17 protein-coding genes are annotated in these 16,089 nt (G+C 75.4%); 11 read left to right on the forward strand and 6 right to left on the reverse strand.

The genetic code is table 11. The features are described 5' to 3' along the window. The first annotated feature begins 33 nt into the window (after nucleotides 1-33). The 6 genes from IAG43_RS31055 to IAG43_RS31080 all read left to right on the forward strand — a co-directional run bounded on the left by IAG43_RS31055 (nucleotide 34) and on the right by IAG43_RS31080 (nucleotide 8,649). Nucleotides 34-870, forward strand: coding sequence for a hypothetical protein (locus IAG43_RS31055; RefSeq protein WP_187743979.1), 837 nt, complete (start codon nucleotides 34-36; stop codon nucleotides 868-870). Further along, nucleotides 867-2,348 (forward strand): CocE/NonD family hydrolase, encoded by a 1,482-nt coding sequence (locus IAG43_RS31060; RefSeq protein WP_187743980.1) that lies wholly within the window; start codon nucleotides 867-869, stop codon nucleotides 2,346-2,348. Before IAG43_RS31055 ends, IAG43_RS31060 begins: the two co-directional genes overlap by 4 nt. Further along, the gene (locus IAG43_RS31065) at nucleotides 2,345-3,724 is read left to right on the forward strand and encodes a YcaO-like family protein (RefSeq protein WP_187743981.1); all 1,380 of its coding nucleotides are present in this window, start codon (nucleotides 2,345-2,347) and stop codon (nucleotides 3,722-3,724) included. The genes IAG43_RS31060 and IAG43_RS31065 overlap by 4 nt, the downstream gene beginning before the upstream one ends. Nucleotides 3,725-3,884: 160 nt before the next feature. After that, nucleotides 3,885-5,102, forward strand: coding sequence for a nitroreductase family protein (locus IAG43_RS31070; RefSeq protein WP_246574639.1), 1,218 nt, complete (start codon nucleotides 3,885-3,887; stop codon nucleotides 5,100-5,102). Then, a complete protein-coding gene (locus IAG43_RS31075) occupies nucleotides 5,099-6,865 on the forward strand; it encodes an ABC transporter ATP-binding protein/permease (protein WP_187743982.1) in 1,767 nt (588 codons plus the stop codon). The genes IAG43_RS31070 and IAG43_RS31075 overlap by 4 nt, the downstream gene beginning before the upstream one ends. Beyond that, nucleotides 6,862-8,649, forward strand: a complete 1,788-nt coding sequence (locus IAG43_RS31080; protein WP_187743983.1) for an ABC transporter ATP-binding protein — start codon at nucleotides 6,862-6,864, stop codon at nucleotides 8,647-8,649. The genes IAG43_RS31075 and IAG43_RS31080 overlap by 4 nt, the downstream gene beginning before the upstream one ends. Before the next feature lie 228 nt (nucleotides 8,650-8,877). Here IAG43_RS31080 and rpsR read toward each other — a convergent pair whose 3' ends face one another. From rpsR to rpmG, 4 genes are read right to left on the reverse strand one after another with little or no spacing between them, the layout of a single operon-like run. After that, nucleotides 8,878-9,114, reverse strand: a complete 237-nt coding sequence (rpsR, locus tag IAG43_RS31085; protein WP_187743984.1) for a 30S ribosomal protein S18 — start codon at nucleotides 9,112-9,114, stop codon at nucleotides 8,878-8,880. A 31-nt stretch (nucleotides 9,115-9,145) separates the two neighbouring features. After that, nucleotides 9,146-10,303: a CobW family GTP-binding protein gene (locus IAG43_RS31090; protein WP_187743985.1), complete on the reverse strand. Its 1,158-nt coding sequence runs from the start codon at nucleotides 10,301-10,303 to the stop codon at nucleotides 9,146-9,148. Next, entirely contained in the window at nucleotides 10,303-10,557 is a 255-nt protein-coding gene (locus tag IAG43_RS31095; protein WP_187743986.1) for a type B 50S ribosomal protein L31, read from the reverse strand. Before IAG43_RS31095 ends, IAG43_RS31090 begins: the two co-directional genes overlap by 1 nt. A 49-nt stretch (nucleotides 10,558-10,606) precedes the next feature. After that, nucleotides 10,607-10,771 (reverse strand): 50S ribosomal protein L33, encoded by a 165-nt coding sequence (rpmG, locus tag IAG43_RS31100; RefSeq protein ID WP_187743987.1) that lies wholly within the window; start codon nucleotides 10,769-10,771, stop codon nucleotides 10,607-10,609. A gap of 64 nt (nucleotides 10,772-10,835) precedes the next feature. Here rpmG and rpmB point away from each other — a divergent pair, with 64 nt between their 5' ends. The 3 genes from rpmB to IAG43_RS31115 all read left to right on the forward strand — a co-directional run bounded on the left by rpmB (nucleotide 10,836) and on the right by IAG43_RS31115 (nucleotide 13,061). Beyond that, nucleotides 10,836-11,072, forward strand: coding sequence for a 50S ribosomal protein L28 (gene rpmB / locus IAG43_RS31105; protein WP_187743988.1), 237 nt, complete (start codon nucleotides 10,836-10,838; stop codon nucleotides 11,070-11,072). Next, entirely contained in the window at nucleotides 11,072-11,377 is a 306-nt protein-coding gene (rpsN, locus tag IAG43_RS31110) for a 30S ribosomal protein S14 (RefSeq protein WP_187743989.1), read from the forward strand. Before rpmB ends, rpsN begins: the two co-directional genes overlap by 1 nt. Nucleotides 11,378-11,867: 490 nt before the next feature. After that, nucleotides 11,868-13,061 (forward strand): IS30 family transposase, encoded by a 1,194-nt coding sequence (locus tag IAG43_RS31115; protein WP_223006038.1) that lies wholly within the window; start codon nucleotides 11,868-11,870, stop codon nucleotides 13,059-13,061. Nucleotides 13,062-13,396: 335 nt separating this feature from the next. Here IAG43_RS31115 and rpmF read toward each other — a convergent pair whose 3' ends face one another. Beyond that, nucleotides 13,397-13,567, reverse strand: coding sequence for a 50S ribosomal protein L32 (gene rpmF, locus IAG43_RS31120; RefSeq protein WP_073876229.1), 171 nt, complete (start codon nucleotides 13,565-13,567; stop codon nucleotides 13,397-13,399). A gap of 243 nt (nucleotides 13,568-13,810) precedes the next feature. Here rpmF and IAG43_RS31125 point away from each other — a divergent pair, with 243 nt between their 5' ends. Both IAG43_RS31125 and IAG43_RS31130 read left to right on the forward strand, forming a co-directional pair. Beyond that, nucleotides 13,811-14,383 carry a hypothetical protein gene (locus tag IAG43_RS31125; RefSeq protein ID WP_187743990.1) on the forward strand — a complete coding sequence of 191 codons (573 nt, stop codon included), beginning with the start codon at nucleotides 13,811-13,813 and terminating at the stop codon, nucleotides 14,381-14,383. A gap of 100 nt (nucleotides 14,384-14,483) precedes the next feature. Beyond that, entirely contained in the window at nucleotides 14,484-15,074 is a 591-nt protein-coding gene (locus tag IAG43_RS31130; protein ID WP_187743991.1) for a lipocalin family protein, read from the forward strand. 76 nt (nucleotides 15,075-15,150) lie between these two features. Here IAG43_RS31130 and IAG43_RS31135 read toward each other — a convergent pair whose 3' ends face one another. After that, the gene (locus IAG43_RS31135; protein ID WP_187743992.1) at nucleotides 15,151-15,807 is read right to left on the reverse strand and encodes a uridine kinase family protein; all 657 of its coding nucleotides are present in this window, start codon (nucleotides 15,805-15,807) and stop codon (nucleotides 15,151-15,153) included. Nucleotides 15,808-16,089: the final 282 nt, after the last annotated feature.

Raw genomic sequence — 16,089 nt, forward strand, 5'->3', positions numbered from 1 at the left:
CCCATCCCAGGACTCTCTCCCAGGAGGATCGCCGTGCCCCGAAGCCGACTCGTCCCCGGTGCCGAGGTCGTTCCCGTACCCGGGCACGGCCTCGCCCTACGCACCCCGGACGGGGAGTTCCTGCGCGTCCGGGCCCCGGGCGGAGACGAGGAAGCCGCCCTGCTGACCCGCCTCGCCGGCGGGGACCCGGTCCCGGCGGGCCGCGAACCGGCCCGAGTCGTGGCCGCGTTCGAGGACGCAGGCTATCTGACGGACGCGGCCGGGCCGCCGCCGTGGCCCGCAGCCCGCCAGGACGTGTGCCTGCTCGGAGACCCCGTGCTCACCGCGCCGCTCGCCGCCCAGCTGACCGCCCTGGGAGCCCGCCCGCGCACGGCCGGCGACGACGCGGACCTCCTGGACCTGACCGGGAGCGCCCCCGCGGCCGTCGTGTGGTGCCTCGACGGACCGGTGCCCGACGGCCTGTGGGACGCCGCCGACCGGCTGCCCGAGCACGGCATCGCCTGGCTGCGCTGCCACCGCGAGGGATGGCAGGCGTACACCGAACCCCTGGCCGCCGCTCCCGGAGACGTCACCTCGGCCCATGTCCGCGGCCGCCGCCTCGCCGCCACCCCCGCCCACCGCGAACTCGCCGCCTACTGGCGCGGTCCGCGGACCGGCGGCGCCCCGGCCGCTCCCGGCACGCCCGGCGCCGCCCTCCTCGCGGCCCTCCTCGCCGACGACCTCCACCGCTGGGCGACCGGCGCCCCGCACCACCACGGTCTCCCCCCACGGCGCCGGCTCCGCCGCGTCGACCTGCGCACCCTGACCGTCACCGAGCACCCCGTCCTCCCGGTCCCCCCGGTCGCCCCCTCACCGAAGCGGGACGGATGACCGCCGCCACCACGGCCGTCGACGGGCTCGCCACCGAGGTCCATCCGCCGCCCGGGGACGGCCCCTTCCCCGCCGTCCTCATCCGCACCCCCTACGACCGGACACGCCACCGGGCCGAGGCACGCGGCTGGGCCCGCCGCGGATTCGCCGCCGTGCTCCAGGACGTGCGCGGCCGGTTCGGCTCGCCGGGGGAGTGGCGGCCCTACCGCGACGAGACCGCGGACGGCGCCGCGACCGTCCGCTGGATCCGCCGGCAGCCGTGGAGCGACGGCCGGGTGCTCGCGGCCGGAGCCTCCTACGCCGCCCACTGCGCCCTGGTCCTCGCCCTCGACGCGCCCGCCGACGCCCGGCCCGACGCCGTCCTCGCCGCCGTGCCCGCCCTCGGCGCCGCCGAGACCGCACGCGAACCCTCCGGTGTCGAGCGGCTGCTGTCCCGCGCCGGATGGTGGGCCGCCCACGGCGACCGTCCCGACTCCGACGAGCACGCGCTGGACAAGGCGCTCCTCGCCGACCCGGACCTGCTCGCCCATCTCCCGCTGACCGGCCTCCCCGAACGGCTGGGCCGCCGCCTGCCCTCCTGGGCCGGCCTGTGGCGCCACCACGACCGCAGCCGGCTCCTGACCCGCGCGGCCCGCGCCGGGACGCCCCTGCTCGCGGTGGGCGGGCACCACGACCACTTCACCGAGGACACCGTCGCACTGTGGCGCGCCTGGGGCGGCCCCTCGGCCCGCCTGCTGCTGGGCCCCTGGGGACACGGGCTCCTCGCCGCCCCGGGCCCGGACGCGAGACCCGCGCACCGGGTCCGGCTCGGCGACCTGTACGTGCGCTGGGCCCGCGCCGCCCTGGCCGGCGACCTCACCCCCGGCCGCCACGGCGCGCTCGCCCTGGGCTCCACCGGCCTGTGGCTGCCCGCGGACACCGGCGGCGAACCCCGGCCGCAGCCGACCCGGTTGCTGAGCGGCGCACGCTTCACCGCCGACCCCGGCCGGCCCGTCCGCTCCGACGACCTCACCGTCCCCACGGACCGCGATGCCGACCGCTGCCTGCTGGTCACCGCCCCACTGGCCCGGCCGCTCGACGCGGTCGGCCCGGTCAGCGTGTCCCTGCGGGGCGCCGCCCGCACGCCCCGCGCCGACTGGTTCGCACGGCTCGTCGCCCTCACCCCGGAGGGCACCGCCGAAGCCCTCGCCGTCGGCGCCGCCCGCCGCAGCGCACCGGCGGGGGAGGACGACGGGTTCACCGTCGGGCTCGGCCCGCTCGCACGCCGGCTGGCCGCCGGCACCCGGCTGCGGCTGGAGATCGCCGGACACCACTTCCCGGCCCACGCCCGCAACCCCCACACCGGCGACGACCCCGTGACCGCGGACCGCCTGGTCCCCTCCCGGCGGGAGATCGCGCCCGGCAGCGTGCGGCTCGTTCTCCACGTGCTTACCGCCCGCCCCGTTCCCACCGACCCAGCCGAGGAGATCCTGCGATGACCGCACTGCCGCTGGAAGCCCTGGTCGATCCCGTCTGCGGCGTCGTCCGCACGGTCGAGCCCGTCGACCACCCCCCGGGGGCGCCGGTGCGCTACACCGCGCTCACCGCCGAGATATCGGACGCCCGCAGACTCGGGCTGTGGCCCGCCGACCGGGTCTCCCTCGGCACCACGTTCGGCGACCCCGAGCAGGCCCGGATCGCCGCCATAGCCGAAGGAGTGGAACGGTACTGCGGCAACCGCGTACCACCCCCCGGCCACCCCGACGCCCCCCTGCGCGCCACCGCCGCCGAACTGGCCGGGAAGGGACTCCGGCTCTACGGACCCGGCGACCTGCCCGCCTACGCGCCGTGGCAGTACGCCCGCGAGAAGTTCCCCTACCGCCCGCTCCTGACCGACACCCCCGCCCTGTGGGCGCGCGGCACCGAACTGCTGCCCGACGCCACGACCGAGGAGGTCTGGGCCCCCGTCGCCCTGACCCACCTCAACTGGCGTCAGGGAGACCTGCGCGAGCTGCCCCGCACCCACCACCTCAACTACGCCGGAATCGCCACCGGCCAGGGCCTCGACGACGCCGTCGAGCGGGGCCTGCTGGAAGTCGTCGAACGCGACGCCCTGGAACTGTGGTGGCACCTGGACGGCCCGGCCCGCGGCATCGACCCGGCCAGTGTCCCCGGTCTCCTGGACGACCTCGCCGGATGCGCGCTCGACGTCCACATCGTCGAGATGCCCTCGGAGTTCGCCCCCTGCATGGCGGCCCTCGTCCACGACCCCCGGCTCGGCGTGTACGCCGCCGGGTTCGCCTGCAAGTACGACCCCGCCGAGGCCGCCCGCAAGGCCGTCCTCGAAGCCGTCCACACCTGGGTCTTCACCCAGGGCCTGACCGGACCGGACGGCTGGGTCTTCCAGGCGGTCGAGGCCGGGCTGCTCGCCCGGGGGCTCTACCTCGGCCACCGGGCCGACGGCCGCTACCTCGACGACTGCGGGGAGCGGTTCGAACACGTGCGGGACCTGGGCGCGCACGTGCAGGTGTGGCTGGACGAGCGGATGGCCCCCGAGGCCCGCCGGTTCACCGCGCCCGCCCGCGGCACCGTCTCCGTCGCCGAGATCGAGCCCGGCAGCCGCGAACGGCTGACGAGCGCCCTGCACGAACGCGGCCACCGCGTCATGACGTTCGACGTCACCACCGAGGACGTGGCCGAGACACCCCTGCGGGTCGCCCGCGTCCTCGTCTCCGGCCTGCTGCCCAACGCCCCCGCCGCCTTCGGCTACTTCGGCTGCCCCCGCCTGGCCGAGGCAGCGGTCTCACGCGGCTGGCGCACGCGTCCGCCCAGCGCGCCGGAGGACTTCACCCTGGCGCCTCCGCCGCACATGTGAGGGCCGCCCCGTGGATCACACCGACAGCACACGCCCGGACGCGGGTGCGGGCGGGGACGCCCGCGTCCGTACGCCCGGGGAGGCGGCTGCCCGCGGGGGCGGCGGCGTCCGCATGCCCGGGGACGCGGTTGCCCCTGAGAGCACCGGTGCCCGCCCGCCCGTGGAGGCGGCTCCCCGTGGGGACGCGCGCGCCCGTACGCCCGCGCATCCGGCCGCACATGCGGACGACACCGCGTGCCCCCGCGAGGACACCCGGGTCGACCTCGTCGCCGCTCTCGTCCGGGCCCGCTCCCCGGAGCCCCCCGGCCCCGACACACCGGCGGGGACAGCCGTCCGGGACTGGCCGGGTGCCGCACTGCCGCTCCCTCCGGCCGCACCGGGGGAGCTCGACCTGCACGCCCTGCTCCGCCTCTCCCTCGCCGCCGCCGACGCCTCGGGGCGGCTGCGCCCCGCCCCCTCGGCCGGAGCACTGCATCCCGTGGACGCCGAACTCGTCGTGGGCGCCCGGTGCTCCCTGCCGCCCGGTCGCTACGGCTACGACCCCGTGCGCCACCGCGTCCACCGCACCGGCCGCGAGCCCGCGGACACCCCGCCGGGCGTACGAGCCCAACTCACCGTCACCGCACAGCGCACCGCCTCCCACTACGGCCACCGCGCCTGGCCTCTGCTGCTCCTCGACACCGGGCACAGCGCCGCGGCGCTGCTGCTCGCGGCCCGTGCGCTGGGCGCCGAGCCCGAAGCCGACCTCGACGGCGGCGACCACGGCCCGCTCGCCGCCGTGCACATCCCCGCTCCGGACCGCTCCGCGCACCCCGCTCCGGAGCGGGTCCGCACACCGGGCCACCGGCGCGCCGACGCCCCCGTACCCGCGGAACTGCTGGAGCGCCGCAGCGACCCGCCGCCCCTGACCGGCACCCCGCCCCCCGACGTGCTGCGGCAGATCCTCGGCACCGCCGCGGAGGCCGGCCGCGGCGCCGTGCACTGGTGCGCCGCCGTCGGCGGCCCCCGACCGGGGCTGGTCGAACTGGCCGCAGACACCACCACCCTGCGCACCCGGGCCTCGGGAGAGGCCCGCCCCACACTCGCCGCCTGGGCCGCCGGGCAGGCATGGCTCGCCCGCGCGGGAGCCGTCCTGCTCGCCCACGGCTGCCCCGACGGCTCCGACACCCCGACCATCCGCCGCGCCCATCTGCGGGCCGGCTTCGCCGTCCACCTGGCCCACGTCGCCGCCCGCCGCCACGGACTCGCGGCACGGCCCGTCGGCTCCTGGCAGCGAGCCGACCTCGGCGCAGCCCTCGGCGGCCCGCCGGGCCGGGACTGGATCGTCCACGGACTGGCCCTCGGCACCCGCCACGCCCACGAGGAGAGCACCACATGACCGTCCACCCCGAGCTGCGCCGAGCCGCCCGGTCCGCACGGCGCCCCCTGATCGCGGCCACTCTCCTGCAAGGCGTCGTCACCCTCACCCACCTCGTACAGGCCGCCCTGCTCGCCCTCGCGCTCGCCGACCTGGCCCGCGGCGCGACCGGCAGGCTCGGCTGGCTGCTCGCCGCGGTAGTCGCCGTCGTCGCCGCGCGCGCCGTGCTGAGCGCCTGGCAGCGGGACACCGCCGTCCGCGCCGGAGCGCGGGCCAGGGTGGCCCTGCGCGACGAACTCCTCGACCGCCTCGGACGCCTCGGCCCCGCCCACACGGCAGCCGCCGCCCCTCTCCCCGGCGGCGCCCCCGCCCGCGCGGGCGCCGTGCGCACCACCGTCGTCGACGGGGTGGAGGGCGTCGACGCCTACGTCTCCCGCTATCTGCCGCAGCTGCTGGTCACCCTCACCGTGCCGCCCCTGGTGCTCGCCGCCCTGGCGGCCGTCGAACCCGCCGTCCTCCTCGGCCTCGTACCCGCCGTCGTCCTCGCCCTCGCCGGACCGCGCGCCTGGGACCGGCTGCTGGCCCGCAGGGGCAAGGAACACTGGGACACCTACGAGCAACTGGGCGCCGACTACCTGGAAGCGCTCCAGGGCATGCCGACCCTGCGGGCCGCGGGGGCCGTCGGCCGCACCCGCCGACGGCTGGAGGAACGGTCGGCGGCACTGCACCGGGCCACCGTGGCCAAACTGCGCGTCTCCCTCGTCGACACCGGCATCACGGACCTGGCGATCCAGGGCGGCACCGCGGCCGCCGCGCTCCTCGCGTGCTGGTCGGCCGTCAGCGGATCCACCACGGCGACCGGCACCTATCTCGTCCTCCTCGGCGCCTCCGAGTGCTTCCGGCCGGTGCGCGACCTCGCACGCGAGTGGCACGCCGGCTACCTGGGCGCGTCGGCCGCGGACGGCATCGCGGCCCTGCGCACCGCCCAACCCGCCGTCGACGACACCGGCACGGCGTCCGCGGACTGGGCCGCACCGCCCGAACTCCGCTTCGACGACGTCGCCTTCCGCTACCCGGGAGCCCCGGCGCCCGCCCTGCGGGGCGTCTGCTTCACGGTGCCGGCCGGACGGTCCACGGCGATCGTCGGCCCGTCCGGCGCGGGCAAGTCCACCCTCGTACAGCTGCTCCTGCGCCACCACGACCCGCAGCAGGGCCGCATCACCCTCGACGGCACGCCCACCACCGCCTACGCGCTCGACTCGCTGCGGCAGGGCATCGCCGTGGTCTCGCAGGAGACCTACCTCTTCCACGCCACCGTCGCCGACAACCTGCGCATGGCCCGGCCGGACGCCACCGACGACGACCTGACGCGTGCGGCCCGCACCGCCGGGATCCACGACGAGATCGCCGCCCTGCCCGACGGCTACGCCACGGTCGTCGGCGAACGCGGCTCCACCCTCTCCGGCGGCCAGCGACAGCGCCTCGCCCTCGCGCGGGCCCTGCTGGCCGACGCCGCCGTGCTCGTACTCGACGAGGCCACCAGCTCCGTCGACGAGCGCCGCGAGGCGGACATCATCCGCGAACTGGTGACCGCGGCGGCCGGCCGCACCGTCCTGGTGGTCGCCCACCGGCTGGCGGCCGTCCGGGGTGCCGACCACATCGTCGTTCTCGACGCCGGACGGGTGGACGCCGCCGGCGGCCACCGCGAACTGATCGAGGCAGGGGGCGTCTACGCCGGACTCGTCGAGGACGGCCGCGCCCACCGGAAGGGACTCGCCGCATGAGCGCCGCCACCACCGCCACCGCCACGGGTAACGCCACCACCGGCACCACCACCGCCGGCGAGACCGCCCCGGCGCGGGGCGCCCTGCGCGCCCTGCTGCCCGCCCTCACCGGGCACCGTGCCATGACGGCGCGGACCTGCGCCGCCGCGCTCCTCGAACAGGGCTCTCTCGTCGCCCTGCTGACACTCGCCGCGCACACCGTCGCCACGGCCGTCATCGACGCACGCGCCCCCTCCGGGGCCACCGTCGCCGTGCTCGTGGTCCTCGTCCTGGTCCGGGTCCTGACGACCTGGCGGGAGATGGATCTCTCGCACGATCTGGCCTACCGCGTCCTCGCCACCCTCCGGGTGCGGATCTTCGACGGGCTGGCCCGCAGCGCACCGGCCCGCGTGGCCGGCCGGCGCAGCGGGGACCTGGCCGCCACCGCCATGGCGGACGTGGAGGCCCTGGAGTTCTTCTACGCCCACACCACCGCCCAACTCCTCGCCTCGGGTGTGGTGTTCACCGGCGGTGCGGCGGTTCTGGCCGGGGTGGAGCCGTGGCTGCTCGCCGCTGTGCTGCCCGTCGCCGCTCTCCTCGTCGCGGCGCCGTTCGCCGACGCACGCGCCCGCGCGGAGCGCGGAGCCCGTACCCGGGCGGCCACCGCACGGCTGTCGGCCGACACCGTGGAGGTCGTCGACGGACTGCGCGAACTGCTCGCCTTCGGACGGCTGGCCGACCGGCGCGTCCGGCTGGCCGAGCGGGGACGGCAGGTGGGCGATGCCCAGCGCGCCGAGGCCGTCCGGGAGGCGGTCGCCGCGGCGGTCCGTGACCTCCTCATCGTGCTCGCGGTCCTCGGCGTCGTGGTCGCGGCCGCGCAGTCCGTCACCGCGGGCCGGCTGCACGGGGCATGGGCGCCGGCGGCGATGACGCTGGCGCTGTCGGTCCTCGGTCCGGTCGCGGAGTCGGCCCGGTCCGTGAGCCAGGCCATCGCCCTGCGCGCCGCGGCCGCCCGCGTCGACGCCGCCGTCAAGGCTCCGGCCCTCGCCCCTCCGCCCGCAGCGCCCGTGCCGCTGCCCGCCGGCCCGCTCGGTCTGCGCCTGCACCGCGTCACCTTCGACTACGGCGGCGAACCCGTGCTGCGTGGCGCGGAACTGACCGTGCCCGCGGGCCGGACGCTCGCCCTCGTCGGCGTCTCGGGAGCGGGCAAGTCGACCTGCGCCCACCTGATGGCCCGCTTCTGGGATCCGTCCGCGGGCGCGGTGCAGCTCCTTCCCGCCCACGGCGGCCCCGTGGACATCCGCGAGGTGGACGACGCCGAACTGCGCCGCGCGGTCGTCCTGGTGGGCCAGGAGGCCCCTCTGTTCCACGGCACCCTCGCGGAGAACCTGCGGCTCGGGGCCCCGGACGCGGACGACGACCGTCTCGCCGCGACGGCGCGGCTGTGCGGCGTCGACCGCATCGCCCCCCTCGACAGTCCGGTCGGCGAACGCGGAGCGACGCTCTCCGGGGGGCAGCGGGCCCGGATCGCGCTCGCCCGCGCGCTCCTGGTCCGCCCGAGGGTCCTCGTGCTCGACGAGTCCACCGCCCACCTGGACAACACCGGCGACGCCCAGCTCGCCGCCGCGCTGGACCAGCACCACCGCACCACGGTCGTCATAGCCCACCGCCCGGCGACGATCCGCCGCGCCGACCGCATCGCCGTCTTGGAAGCTGGCCGCATCACCGAGGAAGGCACCTGGGACGAACTCACCCAGCGCCCGGACAGCGCTCTCAACCGCGTCCTCGCGGCCGGCCCCGCCTGAGCCGGACCGCCGCACGCGGACTCGGCCCCTCGCCTGACGGGGTCTTAGGTGCGGCGGGCACCCTGAAGTGCCTCCCACCGCGCCGAGAGCGCCGTTCACGGCACCGAAACAGCGTGCCGACCCCACCGGAGCCGCCCGTCCACTGCATGGGAAACGCACTGCACCCCCGTCGCCGGGGGTGCAGTGCGTCATCCGGTGGGCTGCCGCGGCGGGACCGCCGTACGCCCGCTACCGGCCGGCGTAGGGGAGGAGCGCCATCTCGCGGGCGTTCTTGACGGCCGCGGCGAGCTGTCGCTGCTGCTGGGCGGTGACTCGGGTGACGCGGCGGCTGCGGATCTTGCCCCGGTCGGAGATGAACTTCCGCAGCAGATCGGTGTCCTTGTAGTCGACGTACGTGATGCCGGCCGCGTCCAGCGGGTTGGGACGGGACTTCACCGGCTTGCGCGGTTCCTGGCGGCGCGCCATGGCGGGCTCCTTCTGTGGGCGGGGTGGGGTGTCAGGCGACCGGGTCGAGGAGGCCGTCGAAGGATGCTGGCAGGTGCCGCCATCCTTCGGGGCCGGCGGCGTACTCGGCGTCGGTGAGCAGGCAGGACTCCAGGAGGTGGGTGAGCCCTTCACGGTCGAGGCCGGGAGAGGTGAACACCAGGTGCTGGCAGCGGTCCCCGTGTTCGGGGTGCCAGTCGAGGGCGGCGGCGGCCCGCCGCACGGGCGGGACCATCTCCCAGGCGGCGTCCGGGAGGGAGGCGAGCCAGGGGCCGGCGCTCTCCACGCAGAGGGCGCCGCCTGCGGCGTCCCAGGCGAGCAGGGTGTCGGGGCGGTCGGCGAGCCAGAACCTGCCGCGGCTGCGGGCGGCGGCGCAGCAGAGGTCCTCCAGCGCCTGGTAGAGGCGTTCGGGGTGGAAGGGCCGGTGGCGGCGCCAGACGAGGGTGGTGACCCCGGCGTCGTCGGCGTCCTGGGGGAGCAGGGCGCAGGCGGGGTGCTGGGCGGCCGAGGCGGCCTCCACGTCGAAGCCGTCGAAGGCGAGCCGGGCGAGGTCCCCCGAATCGGCCCGCACCTGGCGGGCGGTGGGGTGGAGCTGGGTGAGGAGCGCGTGGTCCTCGTCGTCGGCCGCCTCGCCGTCCACGAGGGCGAGGACCGGTGCGTACTCCAGCTGCCGTGCCCAGGTGTCGCCGACCGTGCGCTGGTCGGTCGCGGCGGCGGCGAGGCCGGCCTCGGCGAGGTCGTCGCCGTTGGCGAGGCAGGGCAGGACCAGCGCCGGGTCGACCGCCGTGATCACGTTGGTGAGCCGGATCCTGTCCGCGCCGTGGGCGACGACGACCTCGGCCATCGCCCTGGGCTCGACGGAGTCCCACAGCTCGACCACCGCGAGACCGGTCAGGCCGCCGTCGGCCAGCCGCTCCAGTTCGGGGACGAGGTCTTCCCGCAGTGCGCAGCAGGCGCAGTCGTTGACCAGCGGGGTGTCGCCGCGGGACAGCTCGCCCGAGGCGTCGCGCACGACGCGCAGGACGGTGCCCTGCGCGGCGGCGGTGGAGAGGTCGTGGTGGAGGGCGACGCTGCCCGGGACGGTGTGCAGGAGGCGGTCGACGACCTGTCGGCGCGCTGCGGAGTGGAGCCCGGCGACGATGACGACGGGCAGACGGGCGTCGTGGCGCATCAGTTGGCCCCGCGCCGGCCGTAGCGGCGCTCGAAGCGCTCGACGCGTCCGGCGGTGTCCAGGACGCGCGCGGTGCCGGTGTAGAAGGGGTGGCTGACGTCGGAGATCTCGACGTCGACGACCGGGTAGGTGTTGCCGTCCTCCCACTCGACGGTCTTCTCGCTGGTCATGGTGGAGCGGGTGAGGAAGGCGTGGCCGGCAGCCTTGTCGCGGAACACGACGGGGCCGTACGCGGGGTGGATTCCGGGCTTCATGGGTGTCCTTCGGGTCTCTTCGGTTCGGCTGATGCGGCGTTCCGGCCGGTCAGCGTTCCTCGCGGAAGTCGACGTGGCGGCGGGCGACGGGGTCGAACTTCCGCAGGACCATGCGGTCGGGGTCGTTGCGGCGGTTCTTGCGGGTGACGTAGGTGTAGCCGGTTCCGGCGGTGGAGCGGAGCTTGACGACCGGGCGTACTTCGTTGCGTGCCATGGGGGTAGTATATGGCAATGGTTTCCATTACCAATAACGATTTCCGACGAGAGGAAGCAGACCCGTGTCCGCACACTGCCAACTGACCGGCGCCAAGCCGGGCTTCGGCAATTCCATCTCCCACTCGCACCGGCGCACCTCGCGCCGCTTCGATCCCAACGTCCAGCGCAAGCGCTACTGGCTGCCCGGCGAGGGCCGGTACGTGCGGCTCACCCTCAGCGCGAAGGCGATCAGGACCGTCGACAGCATCGGCATCGAGGCCGCCGTGGCCCGCATCCGTGCCCGGGGAGGGAAGGTCTGATGGCCCGGAAGAGCAAGATCGCGCAGAACGAGAGGCGCAAGGCGACCGTCGAGCGGTACGCGGCGCGCCGGGCGGAGCTGAAGGAGACCATCCGCCGGCCGTCCTCCACCGGCGCCGAACGCGACGCTGCCGCAGCGGAGTTGCGGCGCCAGCCGCGCGACGCCAGCGCGACCCGGGTCCGCAACCGCGACAGCGTGGACGGCCGGCCCCGCGGGCACCTGCGCAAGTTCGGTCTCTCCCGCGTCCGGATGCGCGAGCAGGCCCACGCGGGCTTCCTGCCCGGGGTGACCAAGTCCTCCTGGTGACACCGCCGTACGCCTCAGGGCCGGGGCGCCGGCCGTGACCCGCAAGGATCACGGCCGGCGCCCCGGCCCGTTGTGCGCCGGCGAAAACCGGCGGGCGCGCCCGGCGCGGGGGCGGTCGCAGAGGAGCGGGGCCGGCGGCGGACCTGCCCGGTCCGCCGCCGGCCCCGCCCCTCGTCGTGCACCGGGCCGGACGGTGCCGTGGCTGCGACCACCGCCCGGCCCGGAGTCTCGGCGCCCCGTCACGCCGGGCGGGTTCTATTGATCCCCGCAACACCCTGGAGTTCAGGGAGTTGCGGGGATCGTGGATTTCGAGGTGCTGAGGGCGAGGTTCTTCGAGGCGCTGGGCAAGGAGAACGGCAGCATCACTGCTGCGGCTCGTGCAGTGGGAGTGAACCGCAATACGGCGTTCGGATGGGCACGCCAGGCCGGAGTCCGTGGTCGTGGCAAGCCTCGCAGGCCCGGCCACCCCGGTCGGGCGGAGTACGAGCGGCTGCGTGCGGCGGGAGTCCGGCGCCGTGAGGCCGCCGGGCGGGCTGGTGTCCATGAGCGCACCGCTGAGGACTGGGACCGCGGTATCCGGCAGATCGGCCACTCGCGCCTGCACCCCGACGGGCGCCGCATCGACTACAAGACCGGTGTGACCACCATCGGCGCCACCTCTTCGGAGTTGTCCCTCGCAAGGGTCGAGGCCGAGCTGCACCCACGGTTCCTCACGGTCACCGAGCGGGAGGTGATCGCCGATCTGCGCCGTGAGGGCCGGTCGCTGCGCGCGATCGGACGGGCACTGGGCCGACCGGCCTCCACGGTCAAGCGCGAGATCGACGCCCGGTCGGTCGACGGCGTCTACCGGCCGCACCGGGCCCAGCGAGCATGGGCGAGGAGCCGGTCACGCGCCAAGGACTCCAAGCTCGCCCAGGACGGCCCGCTCCGCCGGTTCGTCGCGGACAAGCTGCAGGAACAGTGGTCACCCGAGCAGATCTGCCACGCTCTGCTCATCGAGTTCCCCGACGACGAGAGCATGCGGGTGAGTCCGGAGACGATCTACCAGGCGATCTATGTCCAGGCCCGTGGCGGACTGCGACGCGAGGTCGCACTCGCGCTGCGCACCGGTCGCACCCGGCGCAAGCCTCACCGCAGCCCGGAGCAGCGCACCCGCCGGTTCGTTGACGAGATGGTGATGATCTCCGAGCGGCCTGCCGGGGTGGAGGACCGGGCGGTTCCCGGCCACTGGGAAGGCGATCTGATCGTCGGCTCCCGCAGCGACAGCGCGATCATGACCCTGGTCGAGCGCTCCACCCGTTATGTCCTGCTCGGGCATCTGCCCGGCGGGCATACCGCCGAGGAGGTCCGCGATGTGCTGGTGCCCTTGATCCAGACCCTGCCCGGGCACCTGCGCGGCTCGCTGACCTGGGATCAGGGCTGCGAGATGGCCGCCCACAAGCAGTTCACCATTGCCACGGGAGTGCCGGTCTACTTCTGCGACCCGCACTCACCCTGGCAACGCGGCTCGAACGAGAACACGAACGGCCTGTTGCGGCAGTACTTCCCCAAAGGAACCGACCTGTCCGTGCACAGCGCCGAAGACCTCGAACACGTCGCCCAGCGACTCAACGGCCGGCCACGCAAAACGCTCGGCTGGAGAACCCCAGCCGAGCGCCTGCGTGATCTACTGACGCCCACGTAGACCGTCAGGTGTTGCGAGGACCCCAAGAATCCGCCCCGGGGAGGGGGCGTCCTCGTGTGCGCGGTTCTCGCCGGACCCGCAGACGTCCCACGCGGGGGGCCGACGCCGCCGGCGTCCCGTACCGGGCGTGCCGACAGGGCGGCCGTCGGCGCTCGAGCTCCCGACCGGTTCCCGGTCGAGGCGAGTCACCGGGCGTCCCGTGCGGCGAACCGCTCGAAGTGCGCGCCCGGACCGGCCTGCGACCGCAGGCCCGTCACCCGGGGCGGTCGGCGCGGGCGGATCCCGGCAGGGCGGTCACCGGCAGGCGTGGTGGGAGGCCCGAGAATGTCCGGCGTTCAGCCTTCGGGGCGGAGCAGGCCGCGCTCGTAGGCCTTGGCCAGCCGCTGGGGGACGAGGTGCGGCACGCCGTCCACCGTCACCGTGACGAGCTGGGGCGTCGTCGCCTTCCACTGCGCGCGACGGTGACGGGTGTTGCTGCGCGACATCTTGCGCTTGGGAACGGCCATGCGGTCCTCCGGGGTCCGAGCGGGCTGGGTGACGAGGAACGACCCTACATGAAAATGGATGTCATAACGATGTGACGCCGGGTCCTGCCGCCGGCCCCCGGGCAGCCGCGCCCGGGGCCTGCGCCCCGCGGCGCTGATTGGCCGACGCGAGGCAGGGAAGAATGCGGACGGCGGTGCTGTGCGCACGGCCGTCCCCCCCCCGCATCCGAACGCTCCGTCGAGCAGCTCACGAACGGAACCCGCGTGACCATTGCCCCCAGCGACACCCCCGCCTCCGTGCGCGTCCCCGGACGGGGCTGGACCGTCCGGCTCACCGGGCACAGCGACCGTTCGGCGAGCGTCACGTGCACGGCGACCTGCCGCATGCCGGGCCGCTCCCGCGACATCGCCGCCCTGCGGCGCTTCGCGGCTCAGCACGCGGTCGCCCATGCGAGGGCCGCCACCGTCAGGCCGAACGCCTCCTGCCACTGCCGGGCCGAGCGCTGCGAAGCCCACCCGGGCGAGACGTCGCACTGCGCCGGGGGCGTGGTGATGATCCTCCGTCACGACCCCGTCGTCGGACGGGTCTGGATCGTCGAGGAGGTGTGCGAGACCTGCGCTCCCCTCATCGCGCACGCCCGCGTCCTGGCCCGCGCCGAGACGTCCGGCCGGGCCGCGCCCGCGACGCGCAGCGCCCAGGTCGCGCCGCCTGCCCGCCCCGTCGTGCCCAGCCTGTTCTCCTCGGCCGCCGGCCCCTTCGAACCGGAAGGGCCGAAGGAGCGCCGGTCGCGCCGGGACGGACCCCGCCCCCGCCGCCGCTCCCGGCCGGGGAACTGACCACCGACGCGTTCGGCGCACTCCACGCCGGCGGCGGTGAATCCGAACCGGTGCCACCGGGAGAACACTCCGTGTCGTCGTCCTCGACCAAGGAGCCCGTGTGCCGGTCCACCGCCTCGTCCGCCGTGCAGCAGCCGTCCTCGCCTGCACCGCCGTCCCCCTGACCGTCCTCGCCGGCACGGCCACCGCCGCGCAGCCGGGGACGGAGACCGTCGACCTCACGCGGTACGCCGGAGCCTGGTACCAGGTGGCGGCAGTGCCCCAACTGTTCGAGATCCAGTGCAAGAAGAACGTCAAGGCCGTCTACACCCCGCAGGCCGACGGCACCGTCGGCGTCCGCAACACCTGCACCACGTGGTGGGGATCGACGAGCGCGGTCAACGGTGCGGCGCGCCCGCTCGACGCCTCCAACACCCGTCTGAACGTGTCGTTCGTACCCCGGCCCGGCGGCGGTTTCGTCAACGGCGGCGACGGCAACTACGTGATCGTGGGACTCGCCCCGGACTACTCGTGGGCAGCCGTCACCAACGACGACCGGTCCGCGGGCTTCCTCCTCTCCCGTACTCCCGCGCTGAACGCCGCGGACAAGGCGGCAGCGGTGGAAGCGTTCACGGAAGCGGGCGTGGCCGCCTGCGACCTGCGCCTGACGCGACAGGACGGGGGTACGGGCCGTACCGGTCCGCTCTGCTGACAGCTGCTGGTCCAGGTGACGGATCCCCCCGCCAGGAGGGATCCGTCGCCGCGCGTCACCGTCGCCCCGGGGAACGTCAGTGCGCGAACGCGGGGACCCCGGGGGCACGGGCCGCCGGGCACGCTCCCTGCGCCTGCGCCTGCGCCTGTGCCTGTGCCTGCGCGGGCGTCGGCGCGAGGGTCGGCCCGATCAGCGGCATCACGGCCGCGATCATCTCCTCCTCGCTCGCGGTCCCGTCCACGACCAAGTCGGCCGCTGCCCGCGAAGGCGCGACGTGGGCAGCGTGGCGGTCCCTGCCGGTCTGCAGGTAGTTGCGCAGGGAGAGCAGGGGGTCCTGCCGCTGCGCCTCGATCTTCCGGAGGATCTTGCGGGCCAGGCGGATGTCGTCGGGGGTGTCGACGTACACCCGCCACCCCGCCCGCCGGACCACGGACGGCAGCGACAGCGCGAACAGGCCCTCGACCACCACCAGCAGCACGCCGGGGCGCAGCAGCGCGGTGTCGATGGCGTCGGTCACCGCGGTCTCGTCGATCGACCCCGGATGGTTCCAGTCGAGGATGGCGTGCCCGCTGGCACTCACCGTCCACACACCCCTCAGGGGGTCGTGCGCGGGCACGTAGTAGTCGTCCAGATGGATCAGTGCCACGCTGTCGGGACACCGCAGGGACAGAGCTTCGGCAAGGGTCGACTTGCCGGATGCGGTGCCGCCTGCGACCGCCAGTACACCCGTCATACCGGGCGCTCCTCATGTGCTCAAAGGGGAAGGATGAAGCGGCTGGACAAGCCGGGTGGAGGGACTTTAAGGCGGCGTGCTCACCCATGGCAAGCAGGGACAGCGGCCCGGTTTCAGCAGAGGCCCGGGCCGCGGCATCCGGTGCCCCGCGCGCCGCTCCCGGTGCCGCTCCAGGCCCTCCACGTGGTGTCACGGATCCCGGACGCAGGGTGTGCGGACGACGGTCCGGAGCCCGCGCGGTTCCCGCACCCGGCCGGCCCGGCGACCGCCTGCGGCGGCCCC

This window comes from Streptomyces genisteinicus, assembly GCF_014489615.1.
Taxonomy (GTDB): domain Bacteria; phylum Actinomycetota; class Actinomycetes; order Streptomycetales; family Streptomycetaceae; genus Streptomyces; species Streptomyces genisteinicus.